The organism is Acetatifactor muris, from assembly GCF_024623325.1.
Taxonomy (GTDB): Bacteria; Bacillota; Clostridia; order Lachnospirales; family Lachnospiraceae; genus Acetatifactor; species Acetatifactor muris.
The window spans coordinates 37,361-62,983 of sequence record NZ_JANJZD010000002.1 but is presented as its reverse complement, the minus strand read 5'-3'; the positions used below and the strand labels follow the sequence as shown (position 1 = coordinate 62,983).

At 49.7% G+C, this 25,623-nt stretch carries 24 protein-coding genes and 1 pseudogene; 18 read left to right on the top strand and 7 right to left on the bottom strand.

From position 1 onward, the window contains the following. The first annotated feature begins 30 nt into the window (after positions 1 to 30). The 10 genes and pseudogenes from NSB25_RS02140 to NSB25_RS02095 all read left to right on the top strand — a co-directional run bounded on the left by NSB25_RS02140 (position 31) and on the right by NSB25_RS02095 (position 11,706). The gene (locus tag NSB25_RS02140; protein WP_103237920.1) at positions 31 to 1,581 is read left to right on the top strand and encodes a hypothetical protein; all 1,551 of its coding nucleotides are present in this window, start codon (positions 31 to 33) and stop codon (positions 1,579 to 1,581) included. A gap of 53 nt (positions 1,582 to 1,634) precedes the next feature. Next, the gene (locus NSB25_RS02135) at positions 1,635 to 3,254 is read left to right on the top strand and encodes a YodL domain-containing protein (RefSeq protein ID WP_103237921.1); all 1,620 of its coding nucleotides are present in this window, start codon (positions 1,635 to 1,637) and stop codon (positions 3,252 to 3,254) included. A gap of 81 nt (positions 3,255 to 3,335) precedes the next feature. After that, positions 3,336 to 4,337, top strand: coding sequence for a Cas9 inhibitor AcrIIA9 family protein (locus NSB25_RS02130; protein ID WP_242982267.1), 1,002 nt, complete (start codon positions 3,336 to 3,338; stop codon positions 4,335 to 4,337). A 20-nt stretch (positions 4,338 to 4,357) separates the two neighbouring features. Next, positions 4,358 to 4,906: a DUF7666 domain-containing protein gene (locus NSB25_RS02125; RefSeq protein ID WP_103237922.1), complete on the top strand. Its 549-nt coding sequence runs from the start codon at positions 4,358 to 4,360 to the stop codon at positions 4,904 to 4,906. Positions 4,907 to 4,961: 55 nt separating this feature from the next. Further along, the gene (locus NSB25_RS02120; protein ID WP_242982268.1) at positions 4,962 to 7,097 is read left to right on the top strand and encodes a PcfJ domain-containing protein; all 2,136 of its coding nucleotides are present in this window, start codon (positions 4,962 to 4,964) and stop codon (positions 7,095 to 7,097) included. Positions 7,098 to 7,156: 59 nt separating this feature from the next. Continuing rightward, the gene (locus tag NSB25_RS02115) at positions 7,157 to 7,480 is read left to right on the top strand and encodes a hypothetical protein (RefSeq protein WP_103238011.1); all 324 of its coding nucleotides are present in this window, start codon (positions 7,157 to 7,159) and stop codon (positions 7,478 to 7,480) included. Positions 7,481 to 7,580: 100 nt separating this feature from the next. Then, a pseudogene (ligA, locus tag NSB25_RS02110) lies at positions 7,581 to 9,497 on the top strand (NAD-dependent DNA ligase LigA); the annotation flags it as partial. Between the two features lie 95 nt (positions 9,498 to 9,592). Then, entirely contained in the window at positions 9,593 to 10,219 is a 627-nt protein-coding gene (locus NSB25_RS02105; protein WP_103237924.1) for a DUF4120 family protein, read from the top strand. Between the two features lie 163 nt (positions 10,220 to 10,382). Beyond that, positions 10,383 to 11,297 (top strand): ParM/StbA family protein, encoded by a 915-nt coding sequence (locus tag NSB25_RS02100; protein WP_103237925.1) that lies wholly within the window; start codon positions 10,383 to 10,385, stop codon positions 11,295 to 11,297. Between the two features lie 4 nt (positions 11,298 to 11,301). Continuing rightward, positions 11,302 to 11,706 carry a hypothetical protein gene (locus NSB25_RS02095; RefSeq protein ID WP_103237926.1) on the top strand — a complete coding sequence of 135 codons (405 nt, stop codon included), beginning with the start codon at positions 11,302 to 11,304 and terminating at the stop codon, positions 11,704 to 11,706. Positions 11,707 to 11,721: 15 nt separating this feature from the next. Here the strand turns inward: NSB25_RS02095 and NSB25_RS02090 are convergent, their stop codons facing one another. Next, entirely contained in the window at positions 11,722 to 12,066 is a 345-nt protein-coding gene (locus NSB25_RS02090; protein WP_103237927.1) for a helix-turn-helix domain-containing protein, read from the bottom strand. 166 nt (positions 12,067 to 12,232) lie between these two features. Here NSB25_RS02090 and NSB25_RS02085 point away from each other — a divergent pair, with 166 nt between their 5' ends. The 8 genes from NSB25_RS02085 to NSB25_RS29120 all read left to right on the top strand — a co-directional run bounded on the left by NSB25_RS02085 (position 12,233) and on the right by NSB25_RS29120 (position 18,608). Further along, positions 12,233 to 12,565 carry a DUF6809 family protein gene (locus tag NSB25_RS02085; protein ID WP_146039956.1) on the top strand — a complete coding sequence of 111 codons (333 nt, stop codon included), beginning with the start codon at positions 12,233 to 12,235 and terminating at the stop codon, positions 12,563 to 12,565. A gap of 390 nt (positions 12,566 to 12,955) precedes the next feature. Continuing rightward, positions 12,956 to 13,687: a hypothetical protein gene (locus tag NSB25_RS02080; RefSeq protein ID WP_242982269.1), complete on the top strand. Its 732-nt coding sequence runs from the start codon at positions 12,956 to 12,958 to the stop codon at positions 13,685 to 13,687. A gap of 38 nt (positions 13,688 to 13,725) precedes the next feature. Continuing rightward, the gene (locus NSB25_RS02075) at positions 13,726 to 14,184 is read left to right on the top strand and encodes a GNAT family N-acetyltransferase (protein WP_146039957.1); all 459 of its coding nucleotides are present in this window, start codon (positions 13,726 to 13,728) and stop codon (positions 14,182 to 14,184) included. 62 nt (positions 14,185 to 14,246) lie between these two features. Continuing rightward, on the top strand, positions 14,247 to 15,140 hold the full coding sequence (locus NSB25_RS02070; RefSeq protein ID WP_103237930.1) for a hypothetical protein: 894 nt from the start codon (positions 14,247 to 14,249) through the stop codon (positions 15,138 to 15,140). Continuing rightward, complete coding sequence (locus NSB25_RS02065) at positions 15,086 to 15,778, top strand: GNAT family N-acetyltransferase (protein WP_103237931.1); 693 nt, start codon at positions 15,086 to 15,088, stop codon at positions 15,776 to 15,778. The genes NSB25_RS02070 and NSB25_RS02065 overlap by 55 nt, the downstream gene beginning before the upstream one ends. 215 nt (positions 15,779 to 15,993) lie before the next feature. Continuing rightward, positions 15,994 to 17,241 carry a DUF6070 family protein gene (locus NSB25_RS02060; RefSeq protein WP_103237932.1) on the top strand — a complete coding sequence of 416 codons (1,248 nt, stop codon included), beginning with the start codon at positions 15,994 to 15,996 and terminating at the stop codon, positions 17,239 to 17,241. 351 nt (positions 17,242 to 17,592) lie between these two features. Then, a complete protein-coding gene (locus NSB25_RS02055; protein WP_207656127.1) occupies positions 17,593 to 18,261 on the top strand; it encodes a DUF6070 family protein in 669 nt (222 codons plus the stop codon). Between the two features lie 62 nt (positions 18,262 to 18,323). After that, a complete protein-coding gene (locus tag NSB25_RS29120) occupies positions 18,324 to 18,608 on the top strand; it encodes a DUF6070 family protein (RefSeq protein ID WP_330671168.1) in 285 nt (94 codons plus the stop codon). 99 nt (positions 18,609 to 18,707) lie between these two features. Here NSB25_RS29120 and NSB25_RS02045 read toward each other — a convergent pair whose 3' ends face one another. From NSB25_RS02045 to NSB25_RS02020, 6 genes are all read right to left on the bottom strand, one after another. Next, positions 18,708 to 21,041, bottom strand: coding sequence for an ABC transporter permease (locus tag NSB25_RS02045; protein ID WP_103237934.1), 2,334 nt, complete (start codon positions 21,039 to 21,041; stop codon positions 18,708 to 18,710). After that, positions 21,038 to 21,772, bottom strand: coding sequence for an ABC transporter ATP-binding protein (locus tag NSB25_RS02040; protein ID WP_103237935.1), 735 nt, complete (start codon positions 21,770 to 21,772; stop codon positions 21,038 to 21,040). The genes NSB25_RS02045 and NSB25_RS02040 overlap by 4 nt, the downstream gene beginning before the upstream one ends. A 64-nt stretch (positions 21,773 to 21,836) precedes the next feature. Continuing rightward, positions 21,837 to 22,883 (bottom strand): sensor histidine kinase, encoded by a 1,047-nt coding sequence (locus NSB25_RS02035; RefSeq protein ID WP_103237936.1) that lies wholly within the window; start codon positions 22,881 to 22,883, stop codon positions 21,837 to 21,839. Between the two features lie 6 nt (positions 22,884 to 22,889). Continuing rightward, on the bottom strand, positions 22,890 to 23,576 hold the full coding sequence (locus NSB25_RS02030) for a response regulator transcription factor (protein ID WP_103238012.1): 687 nt from the start codon (positions 23,574 to 23,576) through the stop codon (positions 22,890 to 22,892). Positions 23,577 to 23,594: 18 nt separating this feature from the next. Then, positions 23,595 to 24,983: a M56 family metallopeptidase gene (locus NSB25_RS02025; protein WP_103237937.1), complete on the bottom strand. Its 1,389-nt coding sequence runs from the start codon at positions 24,981 to 24,983 to the stop codon at positions 23,595 to 23,597. Then, a complete protein-coding gene (locus NSB25_RS02020) occupies positions 24,970 to 25,329 on the bottom strand; it encodes a BlaI/MecI/CopY family transcriptional regulator (protein ID WP_103237938.1) in 360 nt (119 codons plus the stop codon). The genes NSB25_RS02025 and NSB25_RS02020 overlap by 14 nt, the downstream gene beginning before the upstream one ends. Positions 25,330 to 25,623: the final 294 nt, after the last annotated feature.

Here is a 25,623-nt window from a genome sequence, read left to right as displayed (position 1 = left end):
CCTTATTTATTTAAAGAAAGGAGTTTTAAGATGAACAAGAATGAACAGACAGCAACCATGTACGAGAATATCCCTGCGGTGGCAGAGCTGAACAAGGTGCCGGGCTTTAACCCCCTGAAACTGCTCCGCCGTATCATCTCCCCGGAAAACGGGGAGGAAATGATGCAGCTGGATCTCCGTTATAAAAAGTTATGGTTCCGGCTTGCGAACCCCAAAGGCCGCATCCGCCTGAACGCCCTGCGCATCACGGAGCAGATGGCGATCTATGAGGCACAGGTTTTTCTGGAGCGCACCGATGAAAATCCCATTGGCAGCTTTACTTCCAGCTGCACAAAGGAAGAGGCGCCGGGAGGGCAGTATATCCAGGCGGCACAGTATGCAGCTATGGATGAGGCGTTGTCCGATGCAGGATTTGGCATCCAGTTCGCCGATGTGGGCATGGACGCAAAAGGGAGCCGTTACGGGAGCAGGATTCCTTTCAATGGAACCTCCCAGAAGAAAGAAACAACTGCCTTGACTGGCACAGCTGCGGTTTCCGCAGAAAGGAAACCGCCGGATACGGCACCTGCCAGAAGTACGGTCACAGCGTTCCCGGCGGCAGAGGAAAAGAAAGAGATACCGAAGCAGGAAAAACCGGCACAGACCTCCGGGCTGCCCATTCAGGGCGCAAAGGCGGCTGTAAATGCCGGGTCTGGGGGAAACAATCCCGCACCGCACACAGCAGCAGAGGCAAAAACACCGCTTGAAGCGATGGCGGGGAATGGAAATGCTGCGGCAAGCCTTCCGGCTGGTTCCCAGGGCGGTTCAGAATGCCTTCCGGCAGGTCCGGGAAAAAGTTTCGGAACGCTCCCGGTGCAATCCGGCGCCGCACAGGAACCGTCAGGACAGCCCTCTGCAGGAGCAGTGCAGACCGTGGAAGCAAGTGGAGAGAATAAAACGGAACCGTCAGCCAGGATTCAGGAGCCGGCTGAAAACAGCAGTCTGCCGGTGGGACCGCAGACAACAAAGGTTCAGGGAACGGCACAGCCTGCCGGGACCGGGGAACAGCCTGTAAGGGCAGGGGAACCGGAATCCCTTCCGGTACAGAAAAATGCAGAAATGCCTGTGGCGGGAGAAACGGGAAATAACCTCCCTGTTTCCGAAAGGAAGGATATGGAGGAAGATACCGGGAAAGCAGTTCAGGACATGATGGCGCTGTTGGGCAGACAGAATGTTCCCACAGAGGCCGCCGCATCTGCCGGTGGAAATACGGCAAGTGCGGAAAATGCGGAAGGCAGAGGTCCGGTGCCGGAAGCCCTGGGCCTGCCTGTATCCGGGGAAACGGTACAGGAAAAAGCAGATGCCAGGTATACGCCGGATATGCCCGTGGAAGAGATCGTCAAGCTGATGACCTTTGAGGAAGCCGGAAAGGTAGTAGTAGATACCGGCGTCTGCAAGGGGCAGACCATAGCGGAAGTGGCAGAACGGCGGCCGCCCAGCCTGAAATTCTATCTGTACGGCGGCTACCGGGGGGATAACAATATCCTCCGCGCGGCGGCCCAGATCATGCTGGATTCCCTGGCTGCTAAAAAAGCCGGATAAAGGCAGGCAATGGAGCGCACAAAAGGAGACAGCAAGGAAGGAGGGTGCAGGCGATGGGCTCGTTTTCACAGGATTTCCCGTTCGGGATCATGGATGTGGTGGAACTGCTGCATTTGCATATCCGGCGCAGACAGGCGGACAGCGCTTATACGGACTGCCCGTTCTGCGGCGACCGGAGAGGGAAGATGAATGTCAATTTTATCAAGAACGTGTGGCGGTGCAACTACTGCGGCGAACACGGCGGGATGCTGAACCTGTATGCAAGGGTCAACAATACCACCAATTCCGAAGCCTATCGGGAGATCTGTGACGCGCTTCAGGCGGGGGATACTTCCTGGGGATACGGGCAGGCAGAGAACATAAATCCCGGCGCAGGGGTTCCGTCAGGGAACCTTTGCGCCGGCAGCCAAAAGGAAACCGGGATTTCCCAGGCGGAGCGTGCCGGCCCCCAGGAGATACACCAGACCTATTCCCTGCTGCTGGAAATGCTGTCCCTGACTTCCGCACACCGGGCGCACCTGCGCTCAGAGAAGCGGGGGCTTTCGGATGAACAGATCGACAGCCTGGGGTTTAAGAGCACCCCGCCCTATTTTCTGTGCCGCTCCCTGACGGAGAGGCTGATGAAGCAGGGATGTAAGGTGGAGGGAGTTCCGGGGTTCTATCTCCATGAGGGCGGATACTGGACTGCAAAGTTTGGCAGCCGCACGGCGGGCATCCTGATACCGGCCATCGGCATTGAAGGGCTGATCCGGGGGATGCAGATCCTCCTGGATGTTCCCTTTAAGGATAAGGATGACCCGCCGGAGAAAGCCGGGACCAAATATATCTGGCTTTCCTCCTCCACGAAAAATATGGGAGTCACTTCCGGGAGCCCGGTGCATTTCATAGGGAATCCCTTTGCCCGGACCATCTATGTCACGGAGGGGATACTGAAAGCGGACATTGCCCATATACTGCTGAACCGTTCTTTTGTGGCGGTGGCAGGGGCAAACAATGTAGCGCAGCTTGGGCCTCTGTTCGGGCTTTTGGCGCAGAACGGTACGGAATTGATCATCGAGGCCCACGACATGGACAAGTACAGCAATGAGATGATCGCGAAAGGAAGTTCCAAGATATACCTGCTGGCGAGGCAGCAGGGAATGGAGTGCCGGCGGCTGACCTGGAATCCCAATTACAAGGGGATCGATGACTGGCAGCTTGCACTCCGGAAAGAAAAACAGCAGAAAGAAGGTGGGGATCAGAATTTACAGAAAGGCCGGGCGGTTTTCTGCCAGAAAGGAAAGGGATTGTCAGATGAACTTCTGAATTTCCCACACCGCAGATGGAGGTTCCGCATTTATCAGCTTTCCTTTGACGCAGACCGGGAGACCATCCCTTTTGCGTTTAAGGGGATTCAGGATCTGCACAGGGCAGGATATGAACAGCCCCCGGCTTCAGATTACCGGCTGGTATGCGATTCGGAGCTTGCCTGTCCGGAACAGTGGCAAGATACGGAAATACTGGAACAGATTTCGGCACACTACAAAAAGCAGGTGCCGGAAGGATACAAAGGACGCCCCATTGCATCTTCGGATGTGGTGGAGCTGGATGATGGAACAGGCCGCCGCTATTTTTACATAGACGGCAGCACATTTGAACCTGTACGCTTTTCTCCCTTTCTTGCGAAAAAATGAGAGGATGAGGGGCGGACGGCAGCTATGGCAAGGAATGGGTTTTCCCCGCTCCATGCCGTTTTTGATGAAAGGAGATCAGATATGAACAGTGCATTTGAAGATATGAACATGGAAGTGTGTATGGAAGAAAATCCTTTTGAGGACGGGGGATTGCCAGCGGGCGATTCCGGAAAGGAAGATAGCGGATTCTCCGATGGATTTACCGACAGCGGGGATCTGGCCGGAGAGGTGCCCTTTGACACCGACAGGCAGGAACCGGAACCGGCTGCGGTTTCCCTTCCGGCCCAGGAGGAAGCTGATCCGGATGCAGCATGTGAAGACGGGGAAGAAGAATCCGGTCCGGGAAACAATGAAACAGAGGATACCGAGGACGTGGAGGGTGAAACAAAAGACTCTGGTGCGGAAAAAGAATCGGAGGATAAAAAGCGTGCGGAGCATGAGGCGGCAGAGGCCAGACGCAAAGCGGAATGGGAGGCCAGACAGCAGGCAAAGAAGGACGCACAAAAGGCACAGATGGAGCGGATCATGACCATGAGTGAGGCGGAACTGATGTCAGAGTCCATGAAAAGAGTGGAAACTGATACAGAAAAGCTGACACGCCGCAACATGAAGGAATGTGTTTCTGAATATATCCAGACAGCATGCCTGGAGGATGCGGCATTTGCGAGACAGGTCATGCTTCCCCAGAAGAACATGATCCGCTGTTTTCAGTATATCAACCGGAAAGCATATGAATATGTCCAGGACGAGATGAAGGCGGCCGGGATACAGCCGGGCCGGGACACGCTCTGTTATTCCAGCGATATTCCTGATGACCTCTGTTACCACTGGGCGGAAGAATATTTCCGGACCATGGACGTGAAAGAGGACAAAGAGGATGAGGAGAAATTTGTCGCCAAACCTTATATGGGGAGGACAACGGCCGGTTCAAAAGGAAAGAAAACCAGTGCAAAGAAATCTCCCGCCAAAAAGCCTGCGGAAAAGAAACCAGAAAAAAAGGAGCCTGCTGAGAGCGGGCAGATGTCCTTTATGGAGCAGCTCTCCCTGGAAAGCATGCTGACGCCGGAAAAGAAAGCCGGATGAATATATAGGAGGTGTAGAGGATGATAGCATATAAAGGTTTTGCGCCCGGCCTTATCTGCCGGGGGTATCAGTTTATAATGGGGCTTAATAAGACGGAAAAAGCAAACTGTGGCCGGAATGGTTTCCACTGTGCGGAGAACCCCCTTGACTGTCTGAATTATTATTCCAACATGGACCAGGCTGAATACTACATTGTAAATGCCGGGGGAGACATGGACGAGGATGGGAATGATACGAAGATCTCCTGCACAGAACTGACGATACTGAAAAAGCTGACAAAGGAGGATTTCTTTCTCCATGCCCTTGCTTTCATTGCCGACCATCCGTTGCGGGAATGGAGCCGCCATGTGATAAAGGATAAGGCGAAGGCTGTTTTGGGCTATGCCGTGGTGAGGGGGATCGACCCGGTAGCCAGCGGCACAAAGGGCGATATCCTTGCCTTTGCAAAAGAAAACCCGGTAAATGGCCATATTATCCAGATCGCACTGGCGCAGGTGGATGGAATAAAGGTTCTTCCTGATACCTGGTATGGAGCAGATCTGACAGAAAGGAGGGTGGCCCTGCTATGAAAAAAAGGAACTGCTGAAATTAAGGAGCATCAATGCTACTTCTAAAATGATGCAGATGGCAGATGCAGATGTGCCGCAGCGCACTGTTTATAAAAGCTGGAATGGCGAGCGTGTTTACTTATCTTACCAATGCAGCCTGTATATGCGCTGCCAGATCATACACGGCTTTTTAAAAGCGGCATTTTTCCTTCCGGATCATATGCGGACGGGAGGGAGAAAACCTGCTTATGAATTATATATTGATAAGGAAAAAGGGGAATTTATCACCTATGACCGCATCAAAGAGAGATGGCTGACGGCAAAGCTGGATATGCTTCCATGGCCGGAGTATTTCTACGCTTCAAAAAATAAGTGGATCAGTCCACAGGGGCATGACCTGATAAAAAAATATCTTGGCGGAAAGCATGGAGGCTATCAGGGGCTGTTTGAATATCAGTTAAAGATCCGTGCAGAAGAACTAAAGCAACGCCATAAGAGAGAGACCGCCCCCTGGGACCTGGACCTGGAACAGACACCGGAGCTGCCCAAAGACTGGCATCGCTGGGTTGATAAAGTGGGCATTACAGAAAATTATATCTTTTACCAGTACAGCAGGAAAGGGGCAAAGACCGGATATTGTACGTTCTGTGGAAAAGAAGTGGCAGTCAGGGAACCCCGTCATAACAAGATGGGGCGCTGTCTGCGCTGCCGCCATGAGGTCACCTTCAAATCCATCGGCAAAGCCGGCACGGTTGTGACGGAGGATGCCAGGATGTACCTGATACAGCGGTGCGAGGACGGCTTTATCCTTCGGGAATTCAAAGGATACCGCAGATACCGGAAAGGGGATTATAAAAATCCGGAAGTCAGCAGCTGGGAAATAAGGAGGGCTGTCTATGACAAAAATGCAAAACCCCTGAACGCTTATTCCTGGGGGTTATATAAACAGTCTGAAACCCGGTGGATAAAGACTGAATTTTGTGTTCCTCACTGGTACGGGGGTGGGAGAGGACGGGTTTATGGAAAGACCCTTCCAACACTTGGCGCAAGGGAGTTGCACCGTACAGGGTTGATAGAAACCCTGCAGGACAATCAAAAGATCGACCCGGAAAAGTACCTTGCAGTCTATGAGAGAATACCGCAGTTAGAGCAGCTGGCAAAGGCCCGCCTGCCTGTCCTGGTGAGGGAATGTATGGGAGATTACCATAATTTTGAAAATGCCTTCAAAAATCCCCACTCGGGAAGCCTGCTGAAACTTTTAGGGATCGACTCCCAGCAGTTGAAACGGCTCCGGGAAAAGAAGGGCGGACGGCAGTTCCTGACATGGCTGCAGTATGAAAAGGTTACGGGGAAATGTCTGCCGGATGATGCTGTTGCATGGTTCTGCAAAGAGAATATCCTGCCGGAAAAACTGCGGTTTATCACGGACCGGATGAGCATCGTACAGATCTATAATTACATCCGGCGCCAGATGCGGGAAACCCGTATGAAGAGCAGTGAGGTGCTCACCACATGGAGCGATTACCTCTCCATGGCCTGCCGCCTTAAAATGGATACAGGTGATGCGATCATCTACCGTGTCCGGAAACTTCGCCAGCGGCATGATGAGCTGGTGGAACTTTGCGGCCAGAAAGAACTTGCGATCAGGGCGGGGGAGATTCTGGAGAAATATCCCCATGTTGAGGACATTTATCAGGAAGTAAAAGAGATCTACGGATATACCGGGAAGGATTACGCCGTCATTGTACCGTCACGGATCGAAGATATCATGGATGAGGGAGAAAAGCTCCATCATTGTGTCGGGAGCAGTGACAGGTACTGGGAGCGCATTGAAAGAAAGGAAAGCTATGTGATGTTTCTGCGCAAGGTTTCTAAACCGGATGCCCCCTATTATACCCTGGAGATTGAACCGGACGGAACGGTACGGCAGAAAAGGACCATGTATGACCGTCAAAAAGCGGATATCAAAGATGCGGAAAAATTCCTGCGGGAATGGCAGCAGGTAATTTCCAAAAGGATCACCGCAAAGGAAAGGGGACTTGCAGAAAAGAGCCGTATCTTACGGAACCAGGAGTTTACAAAGATGCGGGAGAATCAGGTCATCATCCGTACCGGCGATCTGCGGGGCCAGCTTCTGGTGGATGTTCTGATGAAGGATCTGATGGAGAACAAAGAGGAGCTTGCGGGAACTGCATTGGCAGATGCCGCTTGATAAGTATGTGGCAGGGTGTTTCAGGACATCCTGCCCTTTTCAATGATAAGGAGGAACTTATGGTAAAAAATCTGAATCAATTAAAAAAGACCATAAAGAAGGGAACCTGTTTGGAGATTCTTGTTCACTGCAGGCCGGAATTTACAGGGCAGAAACGCAAGGTTACGATGGCAAATACCCAAGGCTTTTACAGTATCGTGCCAAATGAGCCAGACCATAAAGTGAGCTTGGCAAATGATGGAAAGGGATTTGTTCTCTGGTGGTGTAATGCCTCCGACTGGGAGTTTCATGACGGCATCTGCAGTATCTACTGCAAAGGCAAAGAACATACCAAAGAATTTTTGGTTATGTCCTTCCATATCACAGGACAGGAGGTGGCTTAAATGACACAGAACGCATGGGAAAAGATACAGGCACTGACTTGCACAGTTAAACCGGTACAGGGATGAGTATTATAACAGTAATGCCCCGTCTGTTACCGATGAAGTCTATGACCGGATGTATGACGAGCTGGCAGCATTGGAGAAGGAAACGGGGATATGGATGGCAGATTCTCCCACCCAGACAGTGGGATTTCAGGCAGTCAGTGAGCTTAAAAAGACAGGCCATCCGATCCCGCTGCTCTCACTGGACAAGACGAAAAGCGTGGAGGAACTGGTCTCCTTTGCAGGGGAGCATCAGATCCTTTTGATGTTAAAACTGGACGGCCTGACGGTCAAGCTGACTTATGAGGACGGGAAACTGGCCGAGGCTGCCACCCGTGGTGACGGAGATACCGGCGAAGTGGTGACACACAATGTCCGGGGCATTTCCGGGATACCACAGCACATTCCCCACAGGGAACGTCTGGTGGTGAGCGGGGAGGCGTTCATCCGCCCCGGTGATTTTTTGAAACTGCAGGAAACCCTGACGGACAGCAGCGGTGAGCGTTACAAGAACGGAAGGAACCTGGCCGCCGGCTCCGTGCGCCTTCTGGATGCGGCGGTCTGCCGGGAGCGCAGGGTGATGTTCATGCCCTTTGCCGTGGTGGAAGGATTTCAGGAAATGGAATCAAAGTCCCAGAAACTGCGGAAACTCCCGGAACTGGGTTTCCAGGTCTGCAAATTTGTCATCAGCAAGAGGAAACTGGCCTGCCAGGAGATGGCGGACGGTATTGCAAAGCTGCGGCAGTTTGCAGAGGCGGGCGATATCCCCATTGACGGGATCGTGGCTTCCTACAATGACATAGCCTTTTCCCGGTCCTGCGGCAGGACAGGGCATCACTACAAAGATGGGCTGGCCTTTAAATTCGAGGACAAGCTCCACGAAACAAAGCTGTTCTTCATTGAGTGGAATCCTTCCCGTTCCGGGGAGATCTCGCCGGTGGCGGTTTTTGAGCCGGTGGAGATAGATGGATGCGAGGTATCCAGGGCAAGCCTGCACAACCTTTCCTTTATTGAAGGGATGGAGCTGATGCCCGGCTGCCGGATACTGGTCAGCAAGCGGAATATGATCATCCCCCATGTAGAGGAAAATCTGGACCGCGGCCGCTTTGTCATGGAGCAGGCCGTGCCGAAAAAATGCCCCTGCTGTGGGGAGCCTGCCCGCATCCACGAGAGCCGTTCCGTGGAAAATGGGAAAGATAAGATTACTAAGACTCTGTTCTGCGATAACCAGAACTGTGAGACCAGGCGTCTGCGCCAGTTCGTGCATTTCGTCAGCCAGAAAGCTATGAATATCGAAGGTCTGTCAGAGGCAACTCTGGAGAAATTCATTGGAAAAGGGTGGATTCACACCTACATGGATATCTATGGGCTTGACCGGCATAAGGACGAGATTGTAAATATGGAAGGCTTCGGGGAGAAATCCTGGCAGCGCCTGTGGAATGCCATCCAGGGCAGCAGGAATACCACCTTTGAGCAGTATCTGATTGCCATGGATATTCTTATGGTGGGAAATACGGCCAGCCGGACCCTTGCCGGAGTGTTCCATAGTGACCTGGAGGAATTTGAGGACGCGGTGCATCACCAGTATGATTTTACGCAGCTCCCTGATTTTGGGGATACCCTGCACAACAATATCCATGAGTGGTTTTATGATGAAGAAAATCTGTATGTATGGGAGGTATTACAGCAAATGTTACATATCGAAAAAAGGACAGCGGAAAACAATACGGACGCAGTAAGGGAAAACCCTTTTGTGGGGTTGACTGTCGTGGTGACCGGAAAGGTGGAACCCTATACCCGCAGCGGCATCAATGAGAAGATTGAATCTCTGGGCGCCCATGCCGGGAGTTCGGTGAGCAAAAAGACGGATTACCTGGTCTGCGGGGAGAATGCCGGAAGCAAGCTGGCAAAGGCAAGGGAACTGGGAATAAAGGTTCTGACGCCGGCCCAGTTTTTCCAGATGGCAGGCGAGTGAAATACCCCTTAACAGACTGCGGCCAGAAACAAGTAAATCATAGTATACGGGGAGAGGGAACAGACGCTCTCCCCTGTTTGGAAGGAGGCTATAAGATGAATAACAGGACGATGATAAAACTATCCGCATCCGAGGACTGCATTACCCTGCGGACGTTCTCTAAAGATTGCCACTCTCCCCAGGGCTTTGTCCTTACGGAGAAAGAGCTGCTGGAACTGGAAGAAAGACGATATATGACGGTATCCGATATCCGTTCCTTTGCAAAAGTGTCATTACAGAAGTCTTTCGAGCAGGCGGATATTCTGGAAATAGAATTTACCTGGCTCAGTGACGCAGGGGGAGGGAAGGTGTCCGGCAGAACTGAAACAGTCCGGCTTTCCTATGAGAAATTTAAAACTTCCATAAAGCAGAGCCGGGAGGATGGTATGCAGATAAAGATGCTGTCCTTAGAAGAAAGCAGCAGGCCAAAGATAGAATTTCAGAGCAGGAGGAATCTGAAAACAGTGGCGGAGACGAAGGCATTGCGGAAAAAACTGGGGAAGTTCCTGGCAGACCATTTCCTGAGATGGAAAGGCAGCAGGCAGATCACGGTGTATGATGATTTTGAACCGTACAGCTTTTTCTTCCAGGAACAGACGCCCTATGGGAACGGTATCTGCGGAGGTGTTATCCTCCATGGCCGGGAGAATATGGAAAAAGCGTATTATGGGATACATACCTGACCGGAGAGGGCAGGACAGGTTATCTTGTGCGGAAAGCAGGGTGTGGCAGTTTTATATGCTGTCACCTCTGCTTTTTTCTTTTTCCAAAAAGAATGTTTCTGTTGAAAAATGCGTAATCCATGCGTAAAGGATAAGTATAAAATAAAAAAGGAGATGAAAAACTATGTTAATTGCAATCGACCACGGAAACAAACAGATGAAGACAATCCACAGCAGGCCCTTTGTGTCCGGGCTAATGGAGAGCATTACCAGACCATTCGGCAGCGACATCCTGGAATACCAGGGGAAGTTTTACACGTTGTCAAACCAGAGGATTCCTTATAAAAGGGATAAGACAGAGGATGACCGCTTTTTTATCCTGACCTTATTCGGTATCGCAGAGGAACTCCATTTAAAGGAGAGGTATGGGGAGGAAGTGGTGCATGTGTCTCTGGCTGTGGGGCTTCCGCCAGCACATTATGGGGCACAGAATCAGTCCTTTATACGGTATTTTTCCAACAGGGGCATTATAAACTTCCAATACCGTGACAACCCGTATACCATCTATATTGAAGATGTGCGCTGCTATCCCCAGGCTTTTGCGGCGGCCGTGACCATGATGGACAGGCTGCTGGACAAGCCGAGGGTGCTTATCGTAGATATCGGCGGGTTTACGGCAGACTACCTGATGATGCGTTCCGGGCGGGCGGATCTGAGTATCTGCGATTCCCTGGAAAACGGAGTGATCCTGCTCTATAACCGGATTCGGACGAAAGCCAACTCGGAATTTGACATCCTGCTGGAAGAAACGGATATTGACGGTATCTTAAAGAACGGTGAGAGCACCTATGCCCCGAAAGTCTACACCCTTGTAGAAAAGCTGGCGCAGGATTTTGTAAATGACCTGGCAAACAGCCTGCGGGAGCGTATGCTGGATCTGATGTCCGGCATAGTGGTATTTGTGGGGGGCGGCGCCATTCTTCTGCGCCGACAGATTGAAGCTTCCGGGAAGGTGGGGAATGCTTTATTTGTGGAGGATATCAATGCCAATGCAAAGGGATATGAATTTCTCTATAAGATGGAAACGGCAGGCAGGTGAGCTTATGGGTGGAAAGAAAGACCGGGAGCGGTTCTGTATCAAATTCAATGAAAATGATCCGGCCCATGACGCCGTGATTCGTCTGCTGGAAAAACAGGGGCCGCGCAGCAAAGCACAGTTTCTTGTGAATGCGGTCCTCCACTATATCAACTGCCCGGAAACACCGGATATTGCCATTCCCCAGACTATAGACAGGGCGGCAATCGAAGAAATCGTTGCGGAGATTCTTGGCCGTAAGGAAAATGTCAGGCAGACAGAGGATAAAACAGAGATAAAAAGTGAAACTATATGGAAACAGGGCGCTTTCAAGTCGGAGAAGAAACCAGATGGAGAATATCCGCCAAAAGAGATGGATCAGGCAACACGAGCACTGATTGCAGATACCATGTCAGCATTTCGGAGTAACTGATTAACATGGGGAGAACTATTTACTTTTTTGTGTTTCACGCACCTCCAAGGCGGAGATAAAGCTGTTGATAATATCTTCGAGATGACGGTATTGTGCGGGATGCAGATTTGAGATTCTGGAAATCAGGATCCAGTGGTCGCTGGCATTCACTTCTCCGAGAAGCAGGTAATCGGTGCTGATTTCCAGTGCGGAACAGACCCGGATGATATTTTCCGGGCGCAGCGCCTTTTTGCCAAGTTCTGCGGAAGAAACGGTCTGAGGGGTGATACCTGCCTTTTCAGACAGTTCTTCCTGTGTCATCCGGAGCTGCTTCCTGCGATGAAGTATCCGGTTTCCAATCTGTTTTAATAAGTCGTCCATCCGTTCACCTCCAAGTATAATGGCTTAATTTTATCTGCTATAGTTTCAATAATTAAGCGATTATGGTTGAAAAAGTTCTCCTATAACATATATAATGTGCATCAGGAGATAGGAATATACGGAAAATGCAGGAATTGAAATTAAGAATGAGGAAGGAGAAATGGAAATGTCAAATGATATGTGGGTGAAAATGGCTGAGTTCCTGGGTAACTTAAACGGGGAGAATGTGAACAGGGAAAGTTATATCCGCACGCCGGAGTATGAAGAGGCTCTGGCTGTCTGGAAAGAAACCGAGCCGGAGTGGGAAGAATTTTTAAAAACCTTATCTGCAGAGCAGCAGAATCAGGCGGAAAAAATGAAAGACTGCCTGGAGGACTTTGCGTCTGTTCAGGAGAGAAGGGCATATATCCAGGGATATGCGGACTGCGTGCAGGTGTTGTTTCATATGGGATTATTAAGGGAAACAGATGGGTTAAAGTGGCCGGAAAAGATGGAATAAAGCGGAGATACGGAAGGAATTCTCCGCCTGAATGGTTTGAAGCAGATATAGGACAGGAAAATAATTGCAGGGCGGCAATCGTTTGTGATGGCCGTCCTTTTTGCGGTAAAGGGGAATTTCAGAACATTTTATCTGGTTACAATATAAATATCTTTCCATGATTCTTGAGATTTCTTTGAGATTGAACTTGTGGAATAAGAACCCGGAGTCTTCTCAAAATCGGTCAACAGGGTGATAATAGGAGTACGTTTTCCGGCTTTTTAACCGCAGAGGGTACAAGAAAGGAGACTGGTATGAGTATTGGTAACGTGAGCGGTGCAGGGATGAATCCGTACCCCCTGCACAAGCAGCAGAAGAAAAGCAGCAGATAAGGGAAGTTTTTCGGCGGGTATGCAGAAAACCGCAAAAGAAAAGGAGACAGCAGAAAAGTCCGGATTATCTCCATGGGAAGGGGATATGGTGGTTTCGCAGACGCCGAGTTATTTTGGGTTTGTATATGACCACAGCCTTTCCGGTAAATCCAAAGAGGAAATGACGATGGACGAATACAAGCAGTGGTTCATGAATGAAATGTCGGTTATGCCTGTCAGTGGCTGGTACCGTTCTACCTGCGTGGGCGGGGCACTGACAATTACTGAGGAATGTTTTGAAAGAATGAAATCAGATCCGGAATGGGAAAAAACAGTATTAGGAATGGTTAGGAAAATGTATTCCGGTACCGGAATCATGGGTTCCAGGATGATTGGCTATCAGGTCATCGGGGCGACACCTGAACAGTGCCATGGCGAAGGGATACCTGTAAAGGACGGTTCACCACTTTCTGCAGACAATGAAAAATCATGGTGGGAGAAACGCCATGAAAGGATGGAAGAACTGATAGGGGAAATAGAGAGTAAGGCAGTGAAAAGGGTACAGGAGAACCGGGCAGCGGTACAGGAGAATTATTTAAAAAACCAGATGGCAAGCAGGCAAAGGTTACAGGCATTTCCTGCAAAGAGCATACAAAATGGGGATGATGCGGTGGTTTTCCAGTCAGAAGGTAGAATCACACGGACCTTAAATGCTTATGAAGAAAACATAAACATATTCAGCGAAAGCGTGTTTGAAAGAGAGAAAATATAAAGATTGCGGACATTTTGAAGAAGGCGGGTGTGGGTAATATGGTCATACATAAAGCGGATGTAGAAGATGTGGATCGGCTGATAGAAGTGCGCAGACAGTTTCAAGAAACAGTAAAAGGTACCCGGGGCAGTGAACTTTTTGCCAAGGCTGTGGAGGGATATCTGCGAAAGCATTTGTCCGTGGGTACATGTGTAGTCTGGTTAGCGGAGGACGAGGGAAAGATTGTTTCCTGTGCTATGCTCTCGCTGGTAGAAGAATTGCCTGTTTTGGAGAACCCCAGCGGACGGGTTGGGTTTCTTCACAATGTATATACCCATCCCCATTACCGCAGGCAGGGTCTGGCTCAGCAGATGGTAGTAAAATGTCTGCAGTCCGCCAAAGAGTGGGGTGCGGGCCGGGTATGTCTGGGCGCTACAAAACAGGGCAGACGGCTTTATGAAAAATTGGGATTTAACTTCCGAAAGGATGAAATGCAACTGGATTTTCCACTTGACTGACTGGAAAAGAAGTGCATAATTTAATTATGCCGTTCAGTATATGAAAATGGGAGGAGAGATACATGGGAGATACAAATATAAATTATGACGAAAAATTTGGGCTCAGCACATTTCAGAGGGAAATCTGCGCGGAACTGGGAGAGAAATTCTGGAAGGAACTTACAGACGGGCTTACCCTGCCGGACATAGAATCCGAGTGCAGCTGCCAGTGCCGTAACATGTACCTTTTCATAGAGCGGTTTGAGAGGATGGCAGACATAAAAACCGTAGAAAAGATACTCTGCCGGGTAAGGCACGGGCTTCACCCTTCACAGTCTGTCTGGGCGCGTGAAAAATTTCTGAAAATTGGGGACCTGGATGTATTTCTCCAGAAACATCAGGATGATGAAATGAATCATTTTGAGGAACTGAACCGGGAAAAGAAAGATTTTTACGGCCAGGATATAACGGATGAGGTGCTGGAGTTTATCAGGCAGAATCCGTCCATGCTGGCCCCTGTCAGAAAAGGGAATAAGCTGTACTGCATGGCGTTCCCGTGTAATATGAACGAATACCTGAAGACAGCGGATAACAGGATGAAGCGATACCATGCCTGCCACTGTCCTTTTGCAAAGGAATCTATCCTGTCCGATTCTGTGGTTTCTCCAGTGTTGTGCCATTGCAGTCTGGGGCATGTCATGAATTTTACGGAAGCTTTTCTGGGAAGAGAACTGGAGGGGAGGGTCGTGCATTCCGCGTTGAACGGGGATATGACCTGCGAGTATGAAATCACTATACCGGAAGACATCATGGACAGCTTTGTGAGGGAAAGAGAGAAAGAAATGGTTATAAACGGATATTACAATTATTACCGTACTTTTTCCCTCTCTGGCATTGTTGGACTTCAGGAAGGCATGGTGGAATGGATTATGCCGAAGGAGGGGGGGAAAAAGGCCCTTCCCTGGTTTTTCATGTAAAACTCCATGAGAAATCATGGGAGGAGGAACTGGAGCCGATGATCGAGGGTATCCGGTCGGGGACAGTTCCGCAGCGGTGGATCATTACGCCGGATGCTACACCCTGGAACGTCATTCCGCTGCTGGAATCCAAAGGCTTCCAGAATCTTTCGTCCCAGGCAGAGGGACCAGAGCCGGGAATGCTCCTTCATAAAAATGATTTCCGGCCATACTTTCCCGCGGATGGGGATGTGATATGCAGAAGGGTTCGTACAAAGGAGGATTTCCGGATATGGGTGGATGTGGTAAATACCGCCCTCCACGGATGGGAAATGATTGACGCAGAGCATTATGCTGTCTGGCTTGAAAAAGAGAATCTCCGGTTTTATCTGTGCGAGATGGATGGGAAGCCGGTATCCACGGCCTCCACAATCCGGACAGGGGATACGGCGTCTTTGGAATTTGTTTCCACCATACAGGAATACCGCAGGAGGAAAGCGGCAATTTCGATATGCTCGCAGGCACTGGGGGAGCTTTTTGAAAACGGAGTAAGGGCAGTTACGCTCAGCGGTTCGGAGGAGGCCGTTGAACTTTACAGAAAACTGGGGTTCCATGACTGTTTCCATAACATCATCATGCAGTATGATATCCCTGTATAAAAAAATCAGTAATTGAAAGGATGTGGAGATACTGGAAACCCTGATTATGGCAGGACATCAGTTTTGTCTTGTCGTAACCCAGCTGGATAAATAGATGTGCAATGCTTCTCTGCTGCCAAAATGTGGGGCGCTGCACTACCACAAATGCCAGGTATCTGCTGCGCATGGCGGGAATTCTAAAATAAGAGATATTGATAAAAGGTGGTCTGACAGAGATGAAAAACATGGGAAAGCAAAAACTATTTATTGCTGCAGGTGTCCTTCTTTTTATAGTGTCCGGATGCGGCAAAAAGGCAGAGGAAAATCAGGAGATACCGCAAAATGCAGAAGTCAGAGAAGAATATTCGGAAAAGGAACAAATGGGAGAAGACCGTGATTCTGATGGGGAATCCATTGCAGAGCTTTATCGTGACATTTATGAACAGGCAGTAGAAATGGGAACGGTTGGAGAGCTGGAAGTGACAAGACGCATAGTTGAACGGATCGGAGAATATGGTTATGCCGTGGTGGACGAAGAAAATCAGATTGACATGGTCGGTTCGGAACAGGTTTTACGCTTTTGTAGATCCGTAGAGGAAGCGCAGGATGACAAACTTACCATAATCGCAGTCACCAGTTCCGGCGGATTTATAAAGTATGACCTTCTTGCAGCAGAGGGAGCAGTAAATGTAACCAGAGGATATTATCAGTATAGCAATGGGATTCCGAAAAACTTAAGTACCGTAAGCTATCCGGCAGAATCGTGGAAATATACGGAAGAAGGCTACCTGCTGTTTGAGGGAAGTTATTATTCCGAAAGCTATTATGTGCTTTCCCTCAGTGATGAACCGGAACATACGGCGCTGAGGGTTAAGCCGCTGGATGAAACGTGCAGGGAATTGAACCGACAGTATTTGTTGCCGGTGGGGTATGGGGGAAATAATCTTTTCCTTACGGACTGGAGCGAGCAGGATTTTGGGAATCTGGATTTTTATGATGTATTTGACAGGTTCTATCCTGATATCTATGAACAGCCGGTTCCTTTTACGCCGGATGATGATTTAGACGCCGGAGCCGTTTACAGGATACCGGCAGATGTATTTGAACATGTCATTGAGCGTCATTTGCAAATTGATCACGAGGAGCTGCATAGGAAGGCCGCCTATATCCCGGAGGATCAGACTTATGAATACAGGTCGAGAGGGTTTTATGAGGTTGAATATCCGGATATCCCATATCCGGAGGTGGTCAGTTATACGGAAAATGATGACGGAACGTTAACTTTGACTGTGAATGCCGTATACCCGGAGGAAAACACCTCCAGGGTGTATACCCACAAAACCGTGGTCCGTTCCCTTGACGATGGAGGTTTTCAGTATGTATCCAATCAGATTATTTTTCCGGAGGGCGGCTGTGAGCTGTGGTGGCATTCGGACCGGCTGACAGAGGACCAGTGGAAGGAAGTATATGGAGGGGATGATTAGTTGGAAGATTTAAAGCAGTTGTTCAGAAAGGGAGGTTTCTTGCTTATCCTGTTATGTTTGACAGTGGCAACCGGGAGCTTCTTTACAGGCTTCAAGGGGGACAAAGGCCGAAAGCAGCCGGAAGAATCCCAGGAACCGGGTAGTATCCATGCTGAGAGAGGCCGGATATGTAAGCGTTACTGACGGGGCAAATATGGAAAACCATAACAGTGTCCGGGACTTTTATTCTGCTTATTAAAAAGGGCAGGACAGCCTGGTTACTATTTTTGACGTGAATCTGGATGGGCTGATCGGTGCTTATACATTTATACACAGGAGAGGAAACCTGCAGACCTTTTATGTACAGATCGGATGGAGGGAAGGGGCGTACCGGAAATCATATCAACTGCTGTCAGTGATATTGCGGAGATAAAACTGACAGAAAAGGGATATTTCATTTACGCCTATACGGTACAGCTCTATCATTCCAGCCTGCGCCAGTTCTGGCGGGCAGCCCCGCTTTCTGACCGGTGCAGGGAGTTGACAGAAAAATATCTGGACGGACTTAGCTATGTCAATTACAATGTCCTTGTAACGGACTGGGACAGCAGCAACGTGGAGGATATCCTGATGCCATGTATGTTTGAGGACCTGTACCGCATGGATACGGGAGAGATTCTGCGGCCGGAAAACGGGGAGATACCTGCAGAGGTATATGAACGGATCATGACCACGCATTTTCCAGTCACAAAGGAACGGATAAGGGAGATATGCGGTTACCGCGCAGACACAGACAGCTATCCGTATGAAATAATCTTTTCCAGCCCGTATCCGCCTTTTGGGGAAGTGGTGGGGGATAAGGAGAACCCGGACGGAACGCTGACCCTCTTTGTAGATGAGGTATGGCCGGATTATAACTCCGACTGTGCGTTTACCAACATCATAACCGTCCAGCCCTTTGATGATGGAACATTCCGTTATTTATCCAATTCCATAGAGAAAAAGGAGCTGGAGATTCCCGGCGTATACGATATGAAATAAAGGAAGGATTTCCATGGAAATATATATCCAGACTATTATCATAGTGATGACAGGGTTTTTGTGTGCCTGTGGAGGAAAAGAACCAGAGGATTTTTCACTGTCCGGCGCCAGGGAAGGCAGGGAAGAACTTCGGCAGTGGGCTGTGTTTGATGAAGGGCGTCAAGTCTACCGATGGGAGAGAATGGGGTGCGGAAATTACGCACCCCAGTTTCTTCAGTACTTCTGTTCCCGATGTGACACAGATTAGAGAAAATGAAGATGGAACATTTACCCTGACTGTGGATGCAGTATGCCAGATGATTCTGTGCGATGATGCGGTCATAACCTATGAGCTTACAGTCAGATGATTAGAGAACGGCGGTATCCAGTATCTGGGCAATCAGATACTGGATGATGGAATGCTAAATATTTCGGAGTATCAGTACCGGACAGGAATCAGCATTCAATCATAATTCATTGATTGTGACGGTAATCGCCATATTGCATATCCTTTTGGCCGGAGCGTATACTGCGATTAGAGCAGAGAAAACAACAAAAACAATCACGATTCCAATTAGTGCTCCAGACAGCCGCCACTCCACTCCCAAATGGCGGGTAATCAGTCCAATATACAGAAAACGGCTCAGGGGAATCCCGATTCCGAAACCGGCAATCAGGCCGGAAACAGCGTAGGTGAAAGCCTCTGCAGCAATCATCCGGGTAAGCTGCCTTCCATCCATACCCACGGCCCGCATGGCCCCGTACTGTTTTGTCCTCGCAGACACACTCATGGAAATACTGTTAATGATATTAAACAAGGTAATGATTCCGATGATCGCAAGGAATCCATAAGTGATCATCCGGGTTGCCAGATAAGTGGCATTGTTCTGCTGATTGTATTCCCGCAGGTCGCTGACAATCACCTGGCTGTTTTCAAAGTCTCTGATTTGTGCCACGGTTTCTTCCGTGGCATTCCTCCCAAGCTGCACGCCGATTAAACAATACTTTTCCGGTCCCATCAATCGATCATAGGTCTTCTGGGAACAGATTAAAATCTGGCTGTCGCCAAACAGCCCCTGGGACAGGATACAGGAAATCTCAATCTCTGTGCTGCCTATCTTAACAATATCGCCCACCTTTAACGGGTTATCCTTATTAAAAACCGTTGCCGCTTTGTTACTGTTTCCATAAATTTCTGACAAATCCCCCTGCACAACGCTTTCTTTTGCATACTCCAGCAGAGTCTCGTCATAGGATACCACATTGATATGGTCGATTCCCTCCCTCAAGGACACTGCCGGAATATTGTCTCTGTAGTTACATCCGTAGACATTGGAGACCCCTTCCATTTTCCTGATTTCGTCAACCAGTTCACGATCCAGTATCTTTGCATTGGCATACCCGTTCAGCGCCAGATCCGCGGTCGTAACGGACTGGGAAGGCATCAGCAGCTTTGCAAAGTCCAAAAGCACCGAAAAAGAAAGCAGCAAAATAATACCGAGCGCAAAGGACGCCGTCATGAAAAACCATCCTTTTCTGACCGCCACCGCATGATGGATACCCAGAGAGGATTCGATTTTTAGAAAGCCAGTTCTTGCGGCCCGGCGGACTGCCGGCGTATTTCCTGCATTGCCGGAAACCGCAGATACAGGGGAAACTTTTGCCGCCCGTCTGGCCGGGGACTCTGCCGACAGGAGAACGGTTATGATTCCTACCATGGCTCCGCAGATAAGGCCCACAGAACTTACTTTGAACACCGGCATAGTATCCCATTCACCGCCTATGCCGTAGCGGAGCATCCCGCAGACACCCCAGCTTGCAAGGGTTCCAAGCAGCATTCCCATTGGCACCGCCCGTTTGCACCAGTTCAGCGCTTCCAGACGTACAAACCGGATAATCTGCCGGCGGCTTGCGCCAATACAGCGCATCATACCAAAGAACTGGGTCCTTTGGGCAAGATTGCTGTTCATGCTGCCGGAAATCATCAGTGTGCCTGCCAGCAGCACTAATACGAACAGGATGGCAGCAATCTGATAGAAGCCGTTCATGGATTTACTTTTGCTGTAGCCTGCCGTGCCCATAACGCCGGTGTTTTCAGAAATACTCTCCTCCGGCAGCCCATATTGCGCCGCAAGCTCCTTTTTTGCCTTTGCTGCTTTTGCCGCGCTCTGAAACTGCACATAAAGGGTTGTGTCATTGTCCGCAATTTTGTTTTGCTCCATGAGGGACGAAAAAGCTCTCTGCGTCATATAGACACCTACCAGATAAGTCTGGCCCTCATAATAACCCTTGTCATCCGTGCCAAGACCGGATACCGTGAAAACCCTGTCACCAGCAGGCGTATGCACGGTTATTTCGTCGCCGGGCCATACCTTAAGGGCGCCGATGGCATTGGGGCTTAACATGACCTGGTCGTCCTTTTGCGGAAAATCGCCTTCAATAATGCCGTTTGAAATCTGCTTTATACAGGCTTCTTCCGTACCGTACAGAACCGCCTTTTTTTCATTGACGTAGTAGGGCTGTTCCCCATCAAGGTTAAACACCGAGGAAAAACCTGCCGCAGTCACATCCGGGCGCACCCGGATTCCCTGTGCCGTATCCCGCGAGACATTAGAGAGACTGATATGCCAGTTTCCGTGTTTATTTATCATGGCAATATGTTCTCCTTGGGTCACCATGTCCGCCACACTGAAAATGGCAGTCACAAGGAACACTGCAAACACAATGCACAAAATCGTCATACGGTTCCTTCGCCTGTGTACCTTTGCAGAAATTGGAATAAGGCTGAGATAACTTTTCATTCCCGGCCTCCTTTCCATTCTGGTCCGCTCATGGCAGACGTCCCCCGGACATCCCCTGCCCTTCCCAGATCAGTCAGTTCCCCGTCCGATACCTGCAAAACCCGGTCGGCGGTCTGTGCGATACTGCGGTTGTGGGTAATCATGATGATAGTCTGCTTGTATTTACGGGACGCTTCTTTAAGAAGGGCGATTACCTCGCTGCTGTTTTGCGTATCCAAATTTCCCGTGGGTTCATCGGCAAGAATCAGAGACGGCCTCGCGATCAGCGCCCGCCCGATGGCGGCTCTCTGCTGCTGTCCTCCAGATAACTGGCTGGGCAGATGATTCCGGCGTTCCTTTAGATTCAGCACCGCGAGAAGTTCCTCCAGATACGTTTTGTCCGGCTTCTGATAATCAAGCAGCATGGGGAAAATGATATTCTGCTCCACCGTAAGCTCCGGCACAAGGTTGAATGCCTGAAAGATAAAACCGATATTCCTGCGCCGGAAAACGGTAAGCCTGCGCTCGTCCATGGAAAAAATATTCCTGTCGTCAATCGTTACCTTCCCCGATGTGGGGGTATCCAGGGCGCCGATCATGTTAAGGAGTGTACTCTTGCCGGAACCGGATTCTCCCACAATCGCTACATATTCGCCCTTTGGAACGGAAAAGCTGACGTCCCTCAGAGCCTTCACAGCAGCATCCCCGCTGCCGTAGGTCTTGCAGATGTTACTGACTTCTAATAAATTCATTGTGTAAATACCTCCTATACCTGAGAGATTAGCACATGAATATTACTGTAAGGCTACCGTAAGATTACAATTTTGTAGGAATCAGAAAATTTATGGTAAATACGGTACCTGCACCTGGTGTGCTGTCCACCTCGATGGTTCCGCTGTGGGCTTCAATAATCATCTTCGCAAGGGGAAGGCCCAGCCCGATGCCCTGCTGGTCTTTGGAAAAGCGGCTGCGGTAAAACCGCTTGAAAATATGGTGCAAATCCTCCGGGTGAATGCCGCTGCCGTTGTCTCTTACGCAAACCTGGACAAGGTTGGGGAGAGCCCGCCACTCCATCCGCACCGTATCTCCCTTTTGCGTATGGTCCAGGGCATTCTTCACAAGATTATCAATGGCTTCCATCAGCCAGTCGCGGTCACAGAAAAGGGACACCTCATTGGGGCTGGACAGAACGATTTGTTTCTGTTCCTGTTTGGCCCTGTAGGCAAAATGCAGCTGAATATTCCGCATCATCTCCGCCAGGTTTTCCGAAGTCTTTTCAAGAGAGATGGAACCGGCGTCCATCCTTGCGATTGTCAGCAGGTTTTTCACCAGGGCTTCAATCCGGTCAAGCTCCTGCTCCGACAGGGCGGCAAATTCTTCCATGGCGGGCCAGTCCTTTGCCTCCTCCTGCATCAGGCCGTTATATATGTTCAGGGCTGCCAGCGGCGTTTTGAGCTGATGGGAAATGTCGGACATGGTATTTTTCAAAAATTCCTTTTCCCGCAGTTCATTTGCGGCTTGGGCGTTTAACACCGTTGCCAGCGAATTTACACAGTGAAACAGCCGATACAGCTCCCCTTCCTCGTCACATTCGATGCGGGCGCGCGCATTCCCGGAAAGAAAGGAATCGATCTGCGACACCGCGTGTTCCATGATCCTGTCCTGACGGATAAAATACCGGCAGCAGGAAGTCCACAAAGCGATCGCCGCCGCCAAGGTAAGCAGTGCAATCCGCGGGGAAAACCGCTGATAAAGAAACAGGAAGCAAAGCTCCGCCAGCAGAAGAAAGAGTGCCATAATAAGGGAGATCAGAAGGAAAAGATGCCTGATCTCCCGGTTTGCCAAGATCCTAAATACTTTCATAAAAATTTACCCCGTTACGTTCCATTTGTAGCCCATGCCCCGGACGGTTAAAAGCATCCGGGGCTCGCCCGGATCATCCTCAACCTTCATTCTCAGCCTGCGCATATAGACGGTAAGGGAACCGCTGTCGATAAAGCTGCCTTCGCAGTCCCACAGCTTTTCCAAGATCCGTTCCCTGGGCAGCACCACGTTTGGGTTCTGCATAAAAAGGCACAAAAGCCTGTATTCCGCCGCCGTCAGATCCAGAAGCTCCCCGTTTTTGAAAGCCTGTCCTTTAAGCAGGCAGATACGGATATTATTTGACACAAGCTCCGTGTCCGCCGCCCCGAAATCGTTTGCCCGCCGAAGAAGCGCATTGATTCTTGACTCCAAAACACCCAGCTTGAAGGGTTTTGTGATATAGTCATCGCCGCCTATATCAAGTCCCATGATTATGTTCATTTCTTCATCGGAAGCCGTTAGAAAGATAATGGGCACCTTGGAAATTTGCCGGACTTTTTGGCAGAACGCAAAACCGGAACCGTCAGGCAGCGCCACATCCAAAACCAGAAGGTCGTATGTTCCGTCCTCCCACAGACGCTCCGCCTCCAGCAGCGTCCTTGCCACATCCAGTGAAAAGCCCCATTTTTTAAAAGCAAAAGACAGCCCGTTTACCAGGCTCAAATCATCTTCCAAAAGTGGGATTCTGCTCATATTTTTTACCATTCCTTTTCAAGGCACTGGGGCTGATTTTATCCCAGCCAGATTCTCATCCATTTTATCCATCACCCGTTTCTTCTGCGCTTCTGTGAGAAATCCGTCCGCTATTGCATCGTCCAGAATCTCTGCCACCTCTGTCATATCATTCCGGTAGGTTTCGGCAGTCAGAGGTACATTCCGGTTCATAAGTTCCGGCCGCATGACAATGGTTGGGTTAAAGGAGACCATAACCGTTTCTGTTTCCATAAGAAACGCCCCTTTATAAATGACATATTCTCCTTTCCCATTGTCAGCTTTCAGGCGGTTCAGATCCCGTTCCATGGCTACGGCGTCCGGGTCTTTCTCGCCCCTGTCTGCTTTTACAGCATCTACGATCCTTTGGTATTCTTCCACGGAGTACAGCTCAAAGATGCCTCCAAGGGTCGGGTCATCCTTCCGGAAGTTCAGAGAAAAAGTGCCGGAGGGCATTGCGCCATAAACGGTGATACAGCTTATGACCATGGCAAGGGAAAAGAGGATTCCTGTGAGGGAAACTTTTTCTTTCTTTTTCATGATGTAAAAGATTCGTTCTCTTATAAGGCTTTGCCCAAAACCGGAGGTCAGAAGATGGATTCCGGCTCTCTTTGCTTCCAGTTCTACCAGTAAATCGGCATAAAGCTTACGGTTTTCTCCTCCCACGGCCCGGACTACGGCTTCATCGCAGGCCAGCTCCATATCCCGGCAGGCCAGGGCAGCCATGAGCCATACCAGAGGGTTAAACCAGTGGCAGACACAGGATATGGTCAGGCACAGCTTTTTCAGTGCATCCAGATGCCGGATGTGGGCCGCTTCATGTTCCAGGATCAGATTCATGCTCTCATTGTCCGCCCAGTCGGTCTGTTTTGGAAGCAGGATCACCGGAAAAAAGATACCATAGGTTAAGGGGGAATCAATCTCGTCCGAAACCCGGACGGTAATTCTGCGGAAGGAACGCTTCTGCTCCAGCCACATGGGAATCCAGGAAGATTTCTTAAGGAGAATTGCTGTGCGGTATTTCTTCATACTGGCGGCATGAATGTAAGCGATATACAGGCTGACAGCTACAGCGCCGCAAAGCCATAGGATTTTAAGGAGATTCCATCCAAAGTCTGGCCCGGCCCCGGCTGTTTGCCAGGTTCCCGCCGAAAAAGGTAAAGCCGCGGTGATATCCGGCATTTTTCCGCTTAACGAATGCGCCACAGGCACAGGAAAGCCCGTCGGTACGGGAATCATCAGCTTCCACCAGGCAAGCAGCCAGAGCAGCGAAAAAACGGTTCTGGGTATTCTGTCAGAAAAGAACTTCCGAAAGGCCACGGCCATCAGAATCAGAACGGAAGCCGAAAGGCTCATCTGCAGCAGGTTCATAGGCTCACTCCATTTCATTGATCATTTGCTTTAATTCCTCCAGTTCCTTTTTTGACAGGGTCCTCTGGGATAACAGCGCCGAAAAAAGCAGGGGGACGGAGCCGTCAAAGACACGGTTTACAAATTCCCTGGTATCATCCTGAACTGCCTGTTCTTTGGAAAGGAGAGCCCTGCAGACAAAATTCGGCTCCAGGCGTTCAATAAAGCCCTTCTGGATACATTTTTTAATGACCGTGTGGGTGGTATTCTTATTCCAGCCGACGGTATCACGTAGGGTCAGGGAAATCTGTTTGGCTGTTACTTCTCCTTCTTTCCAGATTACTTCCATTACCTTTCTTTCTGAATCAAACAGTGTCTTTTCCATACCCGTGTTCACCTCATATTCATTGTGTGTTCTTTATCGTACATTTCCCATATACTATCACAGTAGTCTGTTAATGTCAATGAATAACCGCCGGATATGGATGATCAGTATTGTTATAGCTTGTCCGCATTTTCATAGATTGCCTTTTTATCCTGATCGGACAACAGTGTTTTATTCGTGTCTTTCACAAAGGAAAGAATGAGTAAAACCGCTGCTAAACCGTAAAACCAATAAGTAAAAACTGTGTTCACCTTTACCACCGTCTTTTCCTTTGCTTTTCAACTTTCATTATAG